We start from the raw sequence: 16,491 nt of genomic DNA on the forward strand, positions 1-16,491 counted from the left end.
GATGGGACTATCCACGCAAGCGGGCGCCGAGCACAGTTTCTGCATGATGCACAATCGCCGTGACTGCGGCATCCACCTCTGCATCCTCAAGCGTGCGCTGAGTATCTTGCATCAACACCCTGAACGCAAGGCTCTTTTTTCCCGGGTCGATGCCTTTGCCATGGTACACATCGAAGAGCTCGACCCCCTTCACGATGGCGGGCACCGACTCGTTCAGCACCTCGATCACACGCGCCACCGGCAGCGCCTGCTCGACTACGAGAGCAAGGTCGCGCGTGACCGCGGGCTGCCGCGAGATCTCCGAGTAGGCCGGCAGATCAGCCAGCAGCACCGCGTCCATGTCGAGCTCGAACACGACCGGAGCGGTACCGAGGTCATAGCGTTGAACCCAGACCGGGTGAAGCTCGCCGACAACGCCGATGCGGCGGCCGTCCAGCAGCACCGCCGCGGCACGGCCGGGATGGAGCGCGGGCTCCGAGACCGGCTCGAACTTGAGGACACGCGGCGCGAATAGCGCCTCGACGTCCCCCTTCACGTCATAGAAATCGACGTTGCGCGTCGGCACACCCCATTGCTCGGGCAGTGCGGGACCGGCCGCGAGGCCGGCAACACGCACCGGCTGATGGAATCCGACGACCGGTTCGCCGTCCGCCTTGCGCTCGAAACAACGACCGATCTCGAACACGCGCACGCGGCTCAACTGGCGCTTGCGGTTCGCCACGAGGTTGCCCGTAAGCCCGGGAATCAGGCTGCTGCGCATTACGCTCATCTGGCTGGCGATCGGGTTCGCGAGCCGGATCGGCGCGTCGTTGGCGCAGAAATCGCGCTCCCACGCCTCTTCGACGAACGCGTAGTTGACCACCTCCTGGTAGTCGCGGCCGGCCAGCAGGTGACGGACATCCCACGCGGTACGGCCTGACTCGGAACGATCCAGCATCGCCAGCCCTCCCTGCGGCGGCAGGGCCGGGATGTTGTCGTAGCCGTACAGACGCGCGATTTCTTCGATCAGATCCTCCTCGATCTCGATGTCGAAACGGAAGGACGGCGGCACGACGAGGAGGTCGTCCCCCTCGTGGCGCACACCGAGGTGCACGCCATTGAGCAGTTTCACGATCGCGGCATCGTCGGGATCGATGCCGAGCAGACGACGCGCGCGCGCCGGACGGAGACGCACCGGCTTGCGTGCCGGCAGATGCTCCTTCGACACCGCCTCGACGACCGGACCCGCTGCACCGCCGCAGATATCGAGGATCAGCTGCGTGGCGCGCTCGATCGCGCTGGCCGCGAGCTCGAAGTCCACGCCGCGCTCGAAGCGGTGCGAGGCATCGGACACGAAGCCGTAGCTGCGCGCGCGTCCCGCGATCGCATCGGGCGCGAAAAACGCGCTCTCGAGGAACATGTCGGTCGTCTCTAGCGTGATCCCGCTGTCCTCGCCTCCCATGATGCCCGCGAGCGCGAGCGCGCGTGCCTCGTCGGCGATCAGCAGCGTGTCCGCCGCCGGGGTGACGGTCTGCTCGTTGAGCAGCAGCACCTGTTCGCCCTCGCGCGGATAGCGCACATGGATCGCACCGGACAGATGCGCATTGTCGAAGGCATGCAGGGGCTGACCGAGCTCGAGCATCACGTAGTTCGTGACGTCGACGAGCGCGCTGATCGAGCGCACGCCGCAACGCTGCAGGCGCTGCTTCATCCAGTCGGGCGTGGGCGCCTTCGCGTCGACACCGCGCACGATGCGCCCGCAGTAGCGCGGACATGCGGCCGGCGCATCGAGCACGATGGCACGACGGTCGTCGAGGGTCGGCGCGACGACCGCAATTTGAGGCGCGGAAAGCGGCTGCCCCGTCAGCGCTGCGACCTCGCGACCGACCCCGAGCAGACTCAGACAATCGGAGCGGTTGGGCGTGAGCTTGATCGTGAACAACGTGTCGTCGAGCGCCAGATACTCGCGCAGGTTCGTGCCGACGGGCGCGTCGGCGGGCAGATCCATCAGGCCGCCATGGTCTTCCGAAAGCCCCAGCTCGCGGGCCGAGCACAGCATCCCGAATGACTCAACACCGCGCAGCTTGGCCGCCTTGATTTCGAAGCCGGGCAGCTTTGCACCGACGACCGCACACGGCACCTTCATGCCGACGGCGGCGTTGGGGGCGCCACAGACGATCTGCAGCAGATCTCCCTGCCCGGCGTCGACCTTGCACAGCTTCAGCTTGTCGGCATTGGGGTGCTTTTCCGCCTCGACGATCCGGGCGACGACGACGCCGGTGAAGGGCGGTGCAACGGGAGCGGATTCTTCGACCTCGAGGCCGGCCATCGTCAGGAGATGTCCGAGCGCCTCGCTGTCGAGCGGAGGATTGACGAGGCTCCGCAGCCACTGTTCCGAGAATTGCATGATTCGATTACCTGAATTGGCTCAAGAAGCGCAGATCGCCTTCGAAGAACAGGCGCAGATCGTTGACCCCGTAGCGCAGCATCGTGAGGCGGTCCGGCCCCATGCCGAAGGCGAAACCGGTATAGCGCTCGGGATCGATGCCGCCGAAGCGAAGGACATTCGGATGCACCATGCCGCAACCGGCGATCTCGAGCCAGCGCCCCTCGAGTGCGCCGCTCATGAAGGCGACGTCAATCTCGGCGCTGGGCTCGGTGAAGGGGAAGAACGAGGGACGGAAACGCACCTGCAGGTCTTCGGTTTCGAAGAACTTGCGCAGGAAGTCGGCGATCACGCCCTTGAGGTCGGCAAAGCTGACGCTCTCGCCGACCCACAGGCCCTCGACCTGGTGGAACATCGGCGAATGCGTCGCATCCGAATCGACGCGGTACACGCGGCCCGGCGCAATGATGCGCAGCTCGGGCATTTGCTCGCGCCCCGCATGGCGGGCGGCATGATCGAGCATCGCACGCACCTGCACCGGGCTGGTGTGCGTGCGCAGTAGCACCTCGTCGTTGCCTTCGAGGTAGAAGGTGTCGTGCATCGAGCGCGCCGGGTGGTTTTCCGGCGTGTTGAGCGCGGTGAAATTATGCCAGTCGGTCTCGATCTCGGGACCGTCGGCGACGACGAAGCCGATCGAGCGGAACAGCCCTTCGATGCGCTCGAGGGTGCGGCTCACCGGATGCAGACCGCCCGCCGATGTACCACGGCCGGGCAGCGTGACGTCAAGCGCCTCAGCTGCGAGCTGGGCGAGCAGAACGGCTTCGCGCAGGGCATTGCGGCGGGCTTCGAGCGCCGCCTCGATCGCATCCTTGGCGCGGTTGATCTCGGCGCCGGCCGCACGGCGCTCTTCGGGCGCGAGCTTGCCGAGTCCCTTGAGCTGCTCGGTGAGCACCCCCGTCTTGCCGAGAAAGCGCGCCTTGGCCTGTTCCAGCTGGACGCCGTCCGCCGCCGCGGCGAACTCGGCCGCGGCCTGTTGAACGAGTTGATCGAGCTTATCCATTTGCTTGCCGTGGAAAATTCAGGAAAAAAAAAGGAGGCCAGGCCTCCTTTTTTCGTGCTGCGTCGGATTACGCAGCGAGTTTGGCCCGGGCTTGGTCAGCAAGCGCCGCAAAAGCGGGCTTGTCGAACACGGCCAGGTCGGCCAGCACCTTGCGATCCACTTCGATCGCGGCCTTCTTCAGGCCGTTCATGAAGGTGCTGTAGGTCAGGCCCACTTCACGCGCAGCGGCGTTGATACGGGCGATCCACAGGGCGCGGAACTGGCGCTTGCGCTGACGACGGTCGCGGTAGGCGTACTGACCGGCCTTCATCACCGCCTGTTTGGCGATGCGGTATACGTTCTTGCGACGGCCGCGGTAACCCTTGGCCTGATCAAGAACCTTCTTGTGACGTGCGCGGGCGGTTACACCACGTTTAACTCTGGGCATGGCGGTCTCCTATCAAGCGTAAGGCAGCATGGCGCGGATCAGCTTCTCGTCGGCGGCGTGAACTTCCGTCATGCCGCGCAGCTGGCGCTTGCTCTTGGTGGTCTTCTTGGTAAGGATGTGGCGCTTGAACGCCTGGGACCGCTTGATCCCACCACTAGCGCGGACCTTGAACCGTTTCGCGGCTCCGCTCTTGGTTTTCATCTTGGGCATTGCTAACTCCAGGTTTATGAATGACGTCAGGTAGCGTCGCCATGCGGCGCGTTTTCAACCCGACACCACTTGTTTTCCGGCGGCCAACGTCCACCGGGATTTGCGTCCCGCCCTAAAGCGGGGAGCAGATTCTTCTTCGCGCTCAGCGATTCTTGCGAATCGGCGCGATCACCATGACCATCTGACGCCCTTCCATCTTGGGCATCTGCTCGACCTGACCCAATTCCTCCAGATCGGCCTTGACCCGCTCGAGCTGACGCAGGCCGAATTCCTGGTGCGCCATTTCCCGACCGCGGAAACGCAGCGTCACCTTGCACTTGTCACCTTCCTCAAGGAAGCGCTTCAGATTGCGCAGCTTGATCTGGTAGTCGTTCTCGTCAGTCGCCGGGCGCAGCTTCACTTCCTTGACCTGCACCTGCTTCTGCTTGAGCTTGGCTTCGTGGGCCTTCTTCTGCTCCTGATACTTGAACTTGCCGAAATCCATCACCCGACAGACCGGGGGCTGCGCCATCGGCGCGATTTCGACAAGATCGAGCCCGGCCTCTTCAGCCGCCTCGATGGCCGCTCTCAGGGAGACAATACCGATCGGTTCGCCGTCTTCACCGACCAGACGAACTTCGGGCGCGCTGATCTCCTCATTGACGCGCTGCTTTTTTTCTTGAGCGATGGTTCAGTTCTCCACGAATGCCAAAAATCAAATCGAGGCCGACCGCGCTTCAACTTCGCGCTGCCAACGCTCGATCAGGGTATCGAGGGTCATCTGGCCAAGATCCTGGCCCCCTCGGGCACGCACGGCAACGAGGCCTGCCGCCTTTTCCTTCTCGCCGATGACGATCTGGTAAGGCAGCTTGTGCACGCTATGTTCGCGGATTTTATAGGTAATCTTTTCGTTACGCAAATCCGCCTCGACGCGAAAACCCGCCTGCTTCAAGCGTTTTGTGACTTCCGTCGCATATTCCGACTGCCCTTCCGAGATGTTCAGCACGACTGCCTGCACCGGCGAAAGCCACAGCGGCAGCGCACCCGCAAAATGCTCGATGAGGATGCCAATGAAGCGCTCGAGCGAACCGAGGATCGCGCGATGCAGCATCACGGGGAACTTCTTGGTGTTGTCCTCGGCGACATATTCGGCGCCGAGACGAACGGGCAGGTTGAAGTCGAGCTGCAGCGTGCCGCACTGCCAGACGCGACTGAGACAGTCCTTGAGCGAGAACTCGATCTTCGGCCCGTAGAAGGCGCCTTCGCCCGGCTGCAGTTCGTACGCGAGCCCTTGCGCATCGAGCGCCGCCGCGAGCGCCGCCTCGGCCGCATCCCACTGCTCATCCGTGCCGACGCGCTTGTCCGGCCGCGTCGACAGCTTGATCAGGATGTCGTTGAAGCCAAAATCGGCATATACCTTCTGAAGCAGGCTGATGAAGGCCGCCGACTCGGACTGCACCTGATCCTCGGCGCAGAAGATGTGCGCATCGTCCTGGACGAAGTTGCGCACGCGCATGATGCCGTGCAGCGAGCCGGACGGCTCATTGCGATGACAGGAGCCGAACTCGGCCATGCGCAGCGGCAAGTCGCGGTAGCTCTTCAACCCCTGGTTGAAGATCTGGATATGGCACGGGCAGTTCATCGGCTTCACGGCGTAGTCGTGCTTCTCCGACTGCGTCGTGAACATCAGGTCGGAGTACATGCCCCAGTGACCGGATTTCTCCCACAACGAGCGATCGACGATCTGCGGCGTCTTCACTTCCTGATAGCCGTTTTCGAGGATGGTACGGCGCATGTGCTGCTCGACCTGCTGCCACAGCGTCCAGCCGTTGGCGTGCCAGAACACCATGCCGGGCGCCTCTTCCTGCAGATGGAAGAGGTCCAGCAGACGACCGAGCTTGCGGTGGTCGCGCTTCTCGGCCTCTTCGAGCATGTGCAGATAGCCCTCGAGGTCTTCCTTCTTCGCCCAAGCCGTGCCGTACACGCGCTGCAGCATCTCGTTCTTCGAGTCGCCGCGCCAGTAGGCGCCGGCGAGCTTGGTCAGCTTGAAGACCCTGAGCTTGCCCGTGGAGGGGACGTGCGGACCGCGGCACAGGTCGATGAAAGCGCCTTGGCGATAGAGCGAGACGTCCTCGCCCTGCGGGATCGAGGCGATGATCTCGGCCTTGTAGTTCTCGCCCTGCGATTTGAAGAATTCGACGGCCTTGTCGCGCGGCCACACTTCGCGCGTAACCGGGATCTCGCGCTTGGCGAGTTCGGCCATGCGCTTTTCGATGCTCTCGATATCTTCCGGCGTGAACGGGCGCCTGTACGAGAAGTCGTAGTAGAAGCCGTTATCGATGACCGGACCGATCGTGACCTGGGCATCCGGAAAGAGCTCCTTCACCGCATGCGCGAGCAGGTGGGCGGTCGAGTGCCGAATGATATCGACGCCCTCTTCGCTCTTGTCGGTGACGATCGCGAGCGATGCATCAGCCTCAATGCGATGCGAGAGATCGACAAGCTTGCCATCGACCTTGCCGGCGAGAGAAGCCTTCGCGAGACCCGCACCGATCGACGCCGCGACGTCGAGCACGGTCACCGGATGGTCGAAGCTGCGTACGGAACCGTCGGGGAGCGTGATGTTCGGCATGATCTCTAGGCCTCGAGCAAGGGATGACGAAAAGCAGGACGATGAAAAACGTGGACGAAAAAAAAGTGCGGACGGGCCGCACTTTCTTCCTGGAGCACTACAGCGGAGCCCGACTTTTCAGTTTCCGGCTTCAGTAGTAGTTCGGAAGATCATCTTCCTGCTCCATACGTTGGTAGGCGCGATTGGACTCGAACCAACGACCCCCGCCTTATCAAGACGGTGCTCTAACCAGCTGAGCTACGCGCCTGCTAAGAGCTGCGCATTATAGGTATCGATTGCGACGTACGCAATATCTTTTTGAAAATTTCTTCGAATCCCCTCCACGCGATCCGACGGGGATTGCGCGCCTCAATGGCTGGTGCCCTCCTCGCGCGTGATCTTGTTCCAGACGTTGTACTTGCCGACCGGTTTCTTCATCGGCAGGCGCTTCACTTCCTCCAGCGTCTTCGCGTCATAGACGATCAGCGCGCCGTCCATCTCCCACAGGCTCGCGAGCGCGTAACGGCCGTCACGCGTGAATTCGATGTGTGCGAGGGTCTGGCCCGGCGCGGCCTTGAGTTCCTTGACGATCTCCAGCGTCTGCTTGTCGATGACCTGCAGCGTGTTCTTCGCCTCGCGGCTCATCATCGAATCGACGAAGGCGTAGCGGCTGTTCTCGTGGCTGCGCAGGAAGAAGCCGGGACCACGCGTGGGGATGCGCTTGACGACGCTCCAGTCCTTGAGGTCGATGACCGTGACTTCGGCGGCCTTGAGGTTGGTGCTCGCCATCACGCGCCGCCCCTGCCAGTCCCACGAGATACCGGAGCCAAGATGAGGCATGCCGTCGAGCGCGAGATCGGCGATCTTGCGGCGCACGTCGAGGTTGACGACCTGCCCCACCCCCTCGCGCGAGGCTCCGAGCACCGTGGAGTAGTCCTGCGTGAAGAAGAAATCGTCGAGGGGGGCGCTCAGTTCCGTGCGGCGCGGGTTGAGGTAGGCAGGCACGAAAGCGCCTTCGCGGTACTTGTAGTCGTGCACGTAGCCGACGGGGATGTCTCCGGCGGCGGGATCGAAGCTGATTTCCCACACTTCGGGAACGTCCTTGAGGGCGGCGACGAAGGACTTGCGCGGGGTGGCCTCATATACCGCGGAGACGCGCGAACTCGTCTTGCCGTCACGGTCGGTGACGGGGATCGATTTCAGCAGGTTGAGCTCGCCGTCGAGCAGCACCAGGGTGTGTGGCAGGTAGTTGGCCACCGCCACATGCTTGCCGTCGGCCGATACGGCGACGTTGCGGGTATTGATGCCGGCGCGGATCTCGGTGACGACCTTGAGGTTCCACAGGTCGTACTTGGTGATCCAGCCGTCACGCGACGCGAAGAAGACGTAGCGGCCATCGGCTGTGAACTTGGGCCCGCCGTGCAGCGCGTGACGGCTCTGAAAGCGGTGAATGGGCTCGAGCTTGTCACCGTCGAGCACCGATACGTGATGATCGCCCGTCTCGACGACGAGGAAGAGATTCATCGGATCGGCGTCGAACACGGGCTTCGCGAGCAGCGACGCGGGATCGACGTGGGCGATGCGCGAGGCGCGGATGTCGGCCTCGCTCCAGCTCGGCGCCGGGACGACGGGGGTATAGATCCACGCGATGAGCGCAGCGATCTGATCCTCTCCGATCACGGCGCCAAAGGGTTGCATCTGCGTTGCGGTGCGGCCGTCGCGCACGACCGTGGCCGCTTCTTCCTTGCGCAGGCGCGCGAGGTTCTCGGGCAGCAGTGCCGGGCCGGTCGCACCGAGTCGGTCCGGGCCGTGGCAGGCGGCACAGTGTTGCTGATAGAGCGCCGCGGGACCGTCCGCCCCCTTCGAGTCGGCGGAGTGAAAGGCAAGGGCTGCGCCGACGAGAAATGCAGACAGGACGAGGATGCGCCGCGCAGGTGACGGCAGGATGTGGGTCGGCTTCATGGGATCTCTGGATCAGGCGGTGCGGCGACGCGGGACGAAGGGCGTCGTGACGACGCGCTCGCCAAGTGTGGCATCGCCGGAGATGCCTATTTCCTCGTCGCCGAGGTAGCAGCCGGGATCCTCGGCCCACGGATCACCGGTGATCTGCTGCGCACGTACGCGCGAGCTGCCGTTGCAGATGTCGAGGTGACGGCAGGCCCCGCAGCGCCCCGAAAGGGTCCGCGGGTGCTGCTTGAGGCCGGCCATCAGCGGATTGGACAGGTCGCTCCAGATCTCGGAGAACTTGCGCTCGCGGACGCTGCCGAGCGGCACGTGCCACCACATCGTGTCGGGATGCACGACGCCGAGGTTGTCGATGTTGGCGACGTTCACCCCGCTGGCGTTGCCGCCCCACTGCACGAGTTTGCCGCGGATGTGTTCGACGTGGTCGGGGAAGCGCCGCGCGACCCAGTGCAGCAGGTAGACGCCGTCCGCATCATTGTTGCCGGTGACGAAATCCTTGTCGATGCCGCGACGGTGCAGGTCCAGGCAGGTTTCGAAGAGCAGGTCCATCGCGTCGCGCGTGGTCTGGTGGCGCGCGTCGTCGGCCCGATGCTTGTTGCCGCGGCCGGCGTAGTTGAGGTGCGAGAAGTAGAACTTGTCGATACCTTCGTCCTCGACCAGACGCAGCAGCGCCGGCAGGTCGTGCGCGTTGTCCTCGGTCATCGTGTAGCGCACGCCGACCTTGATGCCGCGCGAGAGACACAGGCGGATGCCGGCCATCGAGGCCTCGAAGGCGCCTTCGAGGCGGCGGAACTTGTCGTGCGTGGCGCCGATGCCGTCGAGGCTGACGCCGACGTAGTCGAAGCCGGTGTCATCGATCGCGTCGATATTGCCGTCGTTGATCAGCGTGCCGTTGCTGGACAGGCCGACGTAGAAGCCCAGTTCCTTCGCGCGCCGGCCGATCTCGAAGATGTCGGGGCGCAGCAGCGGCTCGCCGCCGGACAGGATCAAGACCGGAACACGGAAGGCCTTGAGGTCATCCATCACCCGGAAGACGTCGGCGGTCGAGAGTTCGCCCGGAAAGTCCTTGTCGGCCGAGATCGAGTAGCAGTGCTTGCAGGTGAGGTTGCAGCGGCGGATCAGGTTCCAGATGACGACGGGACCGGGCGGATTGTGGCGCGCGGCGACGGGGGTGGGGTGTTCGAGTTCGCGGATGAAATTCGAGATGCGGAACATGGATTGCCTCCGAGGTCCCGGCCATTAGAGCGCGGACGGGCTGACGGAAAAATGACGGCCATCAAGCGGGCAGAGGCCGTCCGCGGGGATTAGCCCGGCGCGCCGATGCGCAGGCCGGTCTTCTTCAGGATCGCGGAGGAGAACAGCACGTCGCGGGCACGACAGACGCCAGGGAAACGCGCCTCGATCCGGGCGGCGATGTCGTCGAGTTCGGCGCGCACGGCCTCGTGGCTGCGGCCATGGACCATTGCGAACAGGTTGTAGGGCCAGTCCGGCAGGCGGCGGGGACGACGGTAGCAGTGCGTGACGGCGGCAAGCGAGCCCAGCCACTCGCCGACCGCATCGATCGCTTCGTCGGCGACGTCCCACACGCTCATGCCGTTGGCGGTATAGCCGATCGCGTAGTGGTTCGGCACGGCACCGATGCGACGGATCACGCCGCGGTCGAGCATGGACCGGATCCGGGCAAGCAGCTCTTCCGGGGCGACGCCGAGATCGCGGGCGACCGCCCCCCACGGATCGGGCACCAGCGGCAGGCCGCCCTGCGTCGCGACGATGATGCGGCGTTCGAGTTCGTCGGTGGCCACGCCCATCATGCCTCCAGCTTCATTTCGACAAAGTATTCACGTTCCTTTGGAAACAGGAACACGGGCAGCCCCGTCGCAGTTTCGATGCGCCGCGCACAGTCGGCGATACCGTCGGGCCGTTCGGTGGCGAGCACGAACCACATGTTGAGGGCGTGTCCACGGCGGTAGTTGTGCGCGACCTCCGGAAAATCATTGACCTGCGCGGCGACACGGTCGAAGGTCGCGTCGGGGACGCTCATCGCGGCAAGGCAGAACGCGCCGCCGATGCGCTCGATCTGGAACATCGGGCCGAAGCGCGTCAGCACGCGCGCGTCGAGGAGGCGCTGCAGGCGGGCCAGCACCTCCTCCTCGGCCAGCCCCAGACGCGCACCGACGTCGGCAAAGGGTCGCTGCGCGAGTGGAAAGTCGCCCTGCAGGGCGTTGATCAGCGCGCGGTCAATATCGTCGAGCGCGGCGGGAGCCACGGCTGGCGTACGGCGCTCGTTCATTTGTCCGCGTCCGTGAGGTAACACGCGCCCTGCTGCTTGAAGCGGCGGCAACTGAAAAGCACCTCGTGCGCCCAGCGGTCGAGGCCGAGGCGGCGGGCGATGTCGTCGCGAGCCATGCGCACAGCCTCGCGCGAACGTCCGTGGATCATGCAGAATAGGTTGTAGCGCCAGCCTGGGAGCGCACGCCGGCGGCGATAGCACAGCGTGACGGCCGGCTCGGTCGCGAGCAGGCGGCCAATGCGGCCGACCTCCCCGTCCGGGACATCCCACACGCACATCGCATTGGCGCGAAAGCCGAGCTCGTGATGCCGCACGACGATACCGAAGCGCTTGACGATGCCATCGGCAAGCCAGCGCTCGATCATTTCGATGGCCATCGCCTCGCTGAGGCCAGCCTTGCGTCCCAGCATCTCGAAAGGGGCCGATTCGAACGGCAGTCCTTCCTGCAGCGCGCGCATCAGGCCGCGCTCCAGCGCCGGCAGCGCACAGGCAACCTCGGGGGTCGCCCGTACGGACGGGGCTGCCTCCTTGTCCGCGGTGCGCGCCGCACCGGCCAGATCGAACCCGAGATCGATGTGGAACTCCTCTTCCAGCGGCAGCACGATCACGGCGCAGCCGGTATCGCGTTCGATGCCGGCGACGATTTCCCTTAATCGTTCCGATGACGCCGCGGTGATGACGAACCAGAGGTTGTAGGCGTGTTCGCGCTGGTAGTTGTGATTGACTTCGGCGACCGCGCTCACGCGTGCCGCGACTTCCTCGAGCCGCTCCGCCGGCGCGGCAAGGGCAGCGAGCGCGCTGGCGCCGATGCGGCGCGGCGCAAACACGGCACCGACGCGACTGACGACGCCCGAGGCCTGCCATGCCCGCAGCGCATCCAGCACCTCGTCTTCGCGCAGGCCGCAGTCTGCCGCGATCGCTGCGAAGGGTCGGGGCACGAGCGGAAATCCGCGCTGGAAGTCGTTGAGGAGGCGAAAAGTGCGGGAACCGGCCGCTGCGCCGGGAAGCTCTGCTGCGCCGGGTTCGATCACGCGTACGCCATGACAGCTCATGTCAGAACCCTGTGCGGAATGCGCGGCTGGTGAAGAAAATTCCGCTCGGACTGGCGGCGGGGAGTTCGGCGATCTTCTGGCGACTGCGGGTATCGTAGATCGCGACCTTGTTGTCGTCACGCGCCGAAATCCACACCGCCTCGCCCTTGGGCGTGAACTCGAGGTGCAGGATCGCGCGGCCAGGCTGGAAGCTATCCACGAGCCGGTTCGTGAAGGTGTCGATCACCTGCATCCAACCGTTGTCCGGGAAGGCGAAATTCACCCACACCTCGCGCCCGTCGGGCCGCGCCATCACGAACACGGGCTGACTCTTCACCGGAATGCGGGCGACTTCCTTCCAGCTTCCGAGTTCGACGACGAGCACCTCGTGGCGGCCGATGGCGGGCAGGTAGACACGTCCCGCGGCGACCGCCCAGCCGCGCAGGTGAGGCATCTTGTACACCGGCAATGCCTGCTCGCCGCGGCCGTAGCCGGGCAGGATGGTGCGCACGCCCTGCCCGGGCTGCCACAGATCGAGCATCGACAGACCGTCCTCGCCGAACAGGCCGGCGATGTAGTAGCGGCCGTCCGGCGTGACGAGTGCATCGTAGGGCTGCTTGCCGGCCGGATAGCGTTCGGTCTTCGGACTCTTCGGATCGGACAGATCGGTGACACGGATCTCGTTCGCGTCGAAAAGCGAATAGATGAAGCGGTTTCCCGGCAGGTCGGCAAGACCGACCACCTTCGAGCGCTTGCCCTCTGCGCCGTAGTCGGCCGGCACGTCGGCAACGAGTTCCAGGGTGTCGGCATCGAAGGCCTTGATCCCGCCCGGCTCGTAGTTCTGCGCGACCACCAGGCGGCCATCCTGCGAGACGGCCCCGCCAATCGAGTTGCCCGCCTGCACGACGCGCCCTGCGATCGTCGCGGTCAGCAGATCGACCTTGGTAAGCCCGCCGTCGCGCCCGAACACGTAGGCGTAGCGCCCGTCGCGCGAGAACACCACCGATGCATGCGACAGGTCGCCGAGCCCCGATACCTGCGCGAGCGACTTGCGGCCGGAGGTCTCGATCACCTGCACCTGCCCCGTCGCGCGCTCGATCACCACCCCGAGGTCACCGGTGCCGCGCAGCGGCGGCTGCGGCGTTGCGCATGCAGACAGGAGCAGCACCGCGACGATCCACCACATGTATTTCACGATCAGGTGCAGCATTTGACCCTCATTTCGTATCCGAACTGCAAGAATGTTGGAAACCTGCTCAGCGCGCGGCGCCCGAATCCGCCGGGAAGCCTTCCTGCAGGCGCTCCACGATCCATGCCGCCTCGTCCTCGGCGACGATGCCGTGAAACGGCGGCATCGGCGTACCGGGGCGGCCGCCGAGTATGGTCGCGACGAGGCTGTCCTGCGGCTTGTCGCGCAAGGCTGCCGCCGTCAGCGCGGGCCCCAGCCCGCCCTGCAATGTAAGTCCGTGGCATGAACCGCAATCCTGGCGCACCAGATGGACCAGTTCGCGCATGCGCTCGGGCTGCGGGGTTGCCTGCTGCGCACAGGCGGGCATTGCCGCAGCCAGCGCGACCGATGCCTGAAATATCGTCCGAAACACCCCGCTCGACACGCCTCGATCTCCTGAAGATTGGCTGATCCGCCTCGCACCGCACTCCACCTCGAAACGGAGTTCGCAGCCGAAGCGGCGAGGCAAGTATCAATCGCACGGCATTCCGCGCTCCTTGATATCGGTTAATTTCCCGGACGCGACGTAGGGATACAGTGTCGGCGCGATTCAGCTGTTTGCCAACACGACCCAGCCGCGCAGACATCTCCGCGCGGCGTCCTGGAGAGCCATCCATGAGCACGTACAACGGCGTCACCGACCCGCGGCAGTGCATCGCCGGCGAGGCACCCCGCTCCGTCGGCAAGGTCTACCTCGTGGGCGCGGGCCCCGGCGATCCGGACCTGCTCACACTGAAGGCTGCACGCCTGATCGGCGACGCGAAGGTCGTCGTCTACGACCATCTCGTCGGCCAAGGCGTCCTTGCGCTGGTCAATCGCAGCGCGCGCCTGATCTACGTCGGCAAGGAATCGGGCAACCACTCGCTGCCGCAGGACCGGATCAACGGCCTGCTCGTCGAGCTCGCGCGCACCGGCCTCGACGTCGTGCGACTCAAGGGCGGCGACCCGTTCATGTTCGGACGCGGCGGCGAGGAAATGGAGGAACTCATCGGCCACGGCGTCGACTGCGAAGTCGTGCCCGGCATCACGGCCGCATGCGGAATCTCCGCCTGTACGGGCATGCCACTCACGCATCGCGATCACGCGCGATCGGTCGTGTTCACGACCGGCCACCTCAAGGACGGCAGCGTCAACCTCGACTGGCCCGCACTCGCGCGGCCGAACCAGACGGTCGTGATCTACATGGGGCTGGGCGCGCTCGACATCATCTGCCGTGAGCTCATCGCCCACGGCCTGCCCCGCGACACCCCCGCGGCCGTCGTCCACGCCGGCACGACAAGCCGTCAGGTCACCCTGACGGACCGGGTCGATCGCCTTGCCGCGTCGGTACGGCGTGCGGGACTCAAGTCGCCTGCGCTCATCATGGTCGGATCCGTCGTTTCGCTGCAAAGCCTTCTCACCCAGGCTCCTCATCCCGAAGAACTTGCGCTCACGGCATGACAAAGCCCGTGCGCGGTGATTCTGTCATAGACGTAATGGTTAAGACCCCAATTTGATCGAGGTTAAGGATTTGCCGTCCGACAAGGATCAATCTTTGGCGCTGTAACGCTTTACCGCACGACATCTTTCAGAAGGGAGATCGCAATGAGTAAGCAACGTAAATGGCTGTCCGGCGCAATCGTACTGGCCAGCCTGCCGCTGGCTATCGCGCAGGCTTTCGCCGAAGAACCCAAGCATATTGGTGAAGCTGAAGCGAAATACCAGGCCGGCGGCTCGCCGCTCGCCGACGCGGACTTGTACAAGGACAGCAATCCCGATGCTCCCAAGATGAGCAAGGCGGAATTCGACAAGGCCCGCAACATCTATTTCCAGCGCTGTGCCGGTTGTCACGGCGTGCTGCGCAAGGGCGCCACCGGCAAGCCGCTCACCCCGGACATCACGCTGGCGCGCGGCAGCGAATACCTCAAGGTCTTCATCAAATACGGATCGCCGGCGGGCATGCCCAACTGGGGCACCTCAGGCGAACTCTCCGACGACGAAGTCGACCTGATGGCCCGCTATATCCAGCAGACGGCCCCCACCCCGCCCGAATTCGGCATGGCGGACATGAAGCAGACGTGGAAGGTCATCATCCCGCCCGAGAAGCGGCCGACAAAGAAGATGAACAACTTCAACATCTCCAACATCTTCTCGACCACGCTGCGCGACAGCGGTGAGGTCGCGTTGATCGACGGCGACACGAAGAAGATCATCAGCATCATCAAGACCGGTTACGCGGTGCATATCTCCCGCATTTCGGCCTCGGGTCGCTATCTGTTCGTGATCGGTCGCGACGCGCGCGTCAACATGATCGACTTGTGGATGGAGAAACCCGACAACGTCGCCGAAATCCGCATCGGCCTCGAAGCGCGCTCGGTGGACACATCCAAGTTCAAGGGATACGAAGACAAGCTTGCGATCGCCGGCGCCTACTGGCCGCCCCAGTTCGTCATCATGAACGGCGACACCCTGGAACCGCTGAAAATCGTCTCCACCCGCGGCCTCACCGTCGACACCCAGGAATACCACCCCGAGCCGCGCGTCGCTTCGATCGTCGCCTCGCACTTCAAGCCCGAGTTCGTCGTTAACGTGAAGGAAACGGGCAAGACGCTGATGGTGGATTACTCCGACATCACCAACCTGAAGATGACCGAGATCGGCTCCGCCCGCTTCCTGCATGACGGCGGCTGGGATCTGTCCAAGCGCTACTTCATGGTGGCGGCGAACCAGTCGAACAAGATCGCCGCGATCGACGCCAAGGATGGCAAGCTCGCCGGCCTGGTGGAAGTCGGCAAGATCCCGCACCCGGGCCGCGGCGCCAACTTCGTGCACCCGAAGTACGGCCCGGTCTGGGCGACCGGCCACCTCGGCGACGACTCGATCGCACTGGTCGGCACGGACCCGAAGAATCACAAGCAGTACGCGTGGAAACTCGTCGAAAACCTGAAGAGCCAGGGCGGCGGTTCGCTGTTCATCAAGACCCACCCGAAGTCGAACCACCTGTACGTGGATAACCCGCTGCATCCGGAAGCCAAGGTCAGCCAGTCCGTTGCGGTCTATGACCTCAAGAACCTGCAGGCTGGCTACAAGGTTCTGCCGATCGGCGAATGGGCGGGCCTGAAGGACGAAGGCGCGAAGCGTGTCGTGCAGCCCGAGTACAACAAGGACGGCAACGAGGTGTGGTTCTCGGTCTGGTCGGCGAAGGACAAGGAGTCGGCGATCGTCGTCGTCGATGACAAGACCCTGCAGCTGAAGACCGTGATCAAGGATCCCAAGCTGATCACGCCGACCGGCCACTTCAACGTGTACAACACCCAGCACGACGTGTACTGATCGCGCGGGGCGG

At 64.4% G+C, this 16,491-nt stretch carries 15 protein-coding genes and 1 tRNA gene; 2 read left to right on the forward strand and 14 right to left on the reverse strand.

The annotated features are described in order from the left end of the window. Nucleotides 1-7 precede the first annotated feature (7 nt). From pheT to F464_RS0106265, 14 genes are all read right to left on the reverse strand, one after another. A complete protein-coding gene (gene pheT / locus F464_RS0106200; RefSeq protein WP_018988923.1) occupies nt 8-2,386 on the reverse strand; it encodes a phenylalanine--tRNA ligase subunit beta in 2,379 nt (792 codons plus the stop codon). Between the two features lie 7 nt (nt 2,387-2,393). Next, nucleotides 2,394-3,425 carry a phenylalanine--tRNA ligase subunit alpha gene (gene pheS, locus F464_RS0106205; RefSeq protein ID WP_018988924.1) on the reverse strand — a complete coding sequence of 344 codons (1,032 nt, stop codon included), beginning with the start codon at nt 3,423-3,425 and terminating at the stop codon, nt 2,394-2,396. 67 nt (nt 3,426-3,492) lie between these two features. After that, nucleotides 3,493-3,852, reverse strand: a complete 360-nt coding sequence (rplT, locus tag F464_RS0106210; protein ID WP_018988925.1) for a 50S ribosomal protein L20 — start codon at nt 3,850-3,852, stop codon at nt 3,493-3,495. A 12-nt stretch (nt 3,853-3,864) separates the two neighbouring features. Continuing rightward, nucleotides 3,865-4,062, reverse strand: a complete 198-nt coding sequence (gene rpmI / locus F464_RS0106215; RefSeq protein WP_015437124.1) for a 50S ribosomal protein L35 — start codon at nt 4,060-4,062, stop codon at nt 3,865-3,867. Between the two features lie 142 nt (nt 4,063-4,204). Then, entirely contained in the window at nt 4,205-4,729 is a 525-nt protein-coding gene (gene infC / locus F464_RS0106220; RefSeq protein ID WP_084600421.1) for a translation initiation factor IF-3, read from the reverse strand. 27 nt (nt 4,730-4,756) lie between these two features. Then, the gene (gene thrS, locus F464_RS0106225) at nt 4,757-6,673 is read right to left on the reverse strand and encodes a threonine--tRNA ligase (RefSeq protein WP_018988927.1); all 1,917 of its coding nucleotides are present in this window, start codon (nt 6,671-6,673) and stop codon (nt 4,757-4,759) included. A 170-nt stretch (nt 6,674-6,843) separates the two neighbouring features. Further along, a tRNA-Ile gene (locus tag F464_RS0106230) sits at nt 6,844-6,920 on the reverse strand. 101 nt (nt 6,921-7,021) lie between these two features. Continuing rightward, entirely contained in the window at nt 7,022-8,614 is a 1,593-nt protein-coding gene (locus F464_RS0106235; RefSeq protein WP_018988929.1) for a cytochrome D1 domain-containing protein, read from the reverse strand. A 12-nt stretch (nt 8,615-8,626) separates the two neighbouring features. Beyond that, nucleotides 8,627-9,832 (reverse strand): heme d1 biosynthesis radical SAM protein NirJ, encoded by a 1,206-nt coding sequence (gene nirJ, locus F464_RS0106240; protein WP_018988930.1) that lies wholly within the window; start codon nt 9,830-9,832, stop codon nt 8,627-8,629. 89 nt (nt 9,833-9,921) lie between these two features. Then, nucleotides 9,922-10,425 carry a siroheme decarboxylase subunit beta gene (ahbB, locus tag F464_RS0106245; RefSeq protein ID WP_018988931.1) on the reverse strand — a complete coding sequence of 168 codons (504 nt, stop codon included), beginning with the start codon at nt 10,423-10,425 and terminating at the stop codon, nt 9,922-9,924. After that, entirely contained in the window at nt 10,425-10,907 is a 483-nt protein-coding gene (locus F464_RS0106250; RefSeq protein WP_018988932.1) for an Lrp/AsnC family transcriptional regulator, read from the reverse strand. The genes ahbB (F464_RS0106245) and F464_RS0106250 overlap by 1 nt, the downstream gene beginning before the upstream one ends. Then, nucleotides 10,904-11,959, reverse strand: coding sequence for a siroheme decarboxylase subunit beta (gene ahbB / locus F464_RS0106255; protein WP_198292231.1), 1,056 nt, complete (start codon nt 11,957-11,959; stop codon nt 10,904-10,906). The genes F464_RS0106250 and ahbB (F464_RS0106255) overlap by 4 nt, the downstream gene beginning before the upstream one ends. Nucleotide 11,960: 1 nt before the next feature. Next, entirely contained in the window at nt 11,961-13,148 is a 1,188-nt protein-coding gene (locus tag F464_RS0106260; protein WP_018988934.1) for a cytochrome D1 domain-containing protein, read from the reverse strand. Between the two features lie 46 nt (nt 13,149-13,194). Further along, nucleotides 13,195-13,494 carry a c-type cytochrome gene (locus F464_RS0106265; protein ID WP_084600436.1) on the reverse strand — a complete coding sequence of 100 codons (300 nt, stop codon included), beginning with the start codon at nt 13,492-13,494 and terminating at the stop codon, nt 13,195-13,197. Nucleotides 13,495-13,781: 287 nt separating this feature from the next. Here F464_RS0106265 and cobA point away from each other — a divergent pair, with 287 nt between their 5' ends. Beyond that, on the forward strand, nt 13,782-14,606 hold the full coding sequence (gene cobA / locus F464_RS27935; protein WP_018988936.1) for a uroporphyrinogen-III C-methyltransferase: 825 nt from the start codon (nt 13,782-13,784) through the stop codon (nt 14,604-14,606). 144 nt (nt 14,607-14,750) lie between these two features. Next, a complete protein-coding gene (locus F464_RS0106275) occupies nt 14,751-16,478 on the forward strand; it encodes a nitrite reductase (protein WP_018988937.1) in 1,728 nt (575 codons plus the stop codon). Nucleotides 16,479-16,491 lie beyond the last annotated feature (13 nt).

It is taken from the genome of Aromatoleum toluclasticum ATCC 700605, from assembly GCF_000378245.1.
GTDB classification, from domain to species: domain Bacteria; phylum Pseudomonadota; class Gammaproteobacteria; order Burkholderiales; family Rhodocyclaceae; genus Aromatoleum; species Aromatoleum toluclasticum.

What these genes read in the sequence shown, in the direction of transcription:
- ahbB (WP_198292231.1), bottom strand. Translation starts at nt 11,959, where the DNA reads ATGAGCTGTCATGGCGTACGCGTGATCGAACCCGGCGCAGCAGAGCTT.
- pheS (WP_018988924.1), bottom strand. Translation starts at nt 3,425, where the DNA reads ATGGATAAGCTCGATCAACTCGTTCAACAGGCCGCGGCCGAGTTCGCC.
- nirJ (WP_018988930.1), bottom strand. Translation starts at nt 9,832, where the DNA reads ATGTTCCGCATCTCGAATTTCATCCGCGAACTCGAACACCCCACCCCC.
- cobA (WP_018988936.1), top strand. Translation starts at nt 13,782, where the DNA reads ATGAGCACGTACAACGGCGTCACCGACCCGCGGCAGTGCATCGCCGGC.
- F464_RS0106260 (WP_018988934.1), bottom strand. Translation starts at nt 13,148, where the DNA reads ATGCTGCACCTGATCGTGAAATACATGTGGTGGATCGTCGCGGTGCTG.
- pheT (WP_018988923.1), bottom strand. Translation starts at nt 2,386, where the DNA reads ATGCAATTCTCGGAACAGTGGCTGCGGAGCCTCGTCAATCCTCCGCTC.
- thrS (WP_018988927.1), bottom strand. Translation starts at nt 6,673, where the DNA reads ATGCCGAACATCACGCTCCCCGACGGTTCCGTACGCAGCTTCGACCAT.
- F464_RS0106275 (WP_018988937.1), top strand. Translation starts at nt 14,751, where the DNA reads ATGAGTAAGCAACGTAAATGGCTGTCCGGCGCAATCGTACTGGCCAGC.
- F464_RS0106265 (WP_084600436.1), bottom strand. Translation starts at nt 13,494, where the DNA reads ATGCCCGCCTGTGCGCAGCAGGCAACCCCGCAGCCCGAGCGCATGCGC.
- F464_RS0106250 (WP_018988932.1), bottom strand. Translation starts at nt 10,907, where the DNA reads ATGAACGAGCGCCGTACGCCAGCCGTGGCTCCCGCCGCGCTCGACGAT.
- rpmI (WP_015437124.1), bottom strand. Translation starts at nt 4,062, where the DNA reads ATGCCCAAGATGAAAACCAAGAGCGGAGCCGCGAAACGGTTCAAGGTC.
- F464_RS0106235 (WP_018988929.1), bottom strand. Translation starts at nt 8,614, where the DNA reads ATGAAGCCGACCCACATCCTGCCGTCACCTGCGCGGCGCATCCTCGTC.
- ahbB (WP_018988931.1), bottom strand. Translation starts at nt 10,425, where the DNA reads ATGGGCGTGGCCACCGACGAACTCGAACGCCGCATCATCGTCGCGACG.
- rplT (WP_018988925.1), bottom strand. Translation starts at nt 3,852, where the DNA reads ATGCCCAGAGTTAAACGTGGTGTAACCGCCCGCGCACGTCACAAGAAG.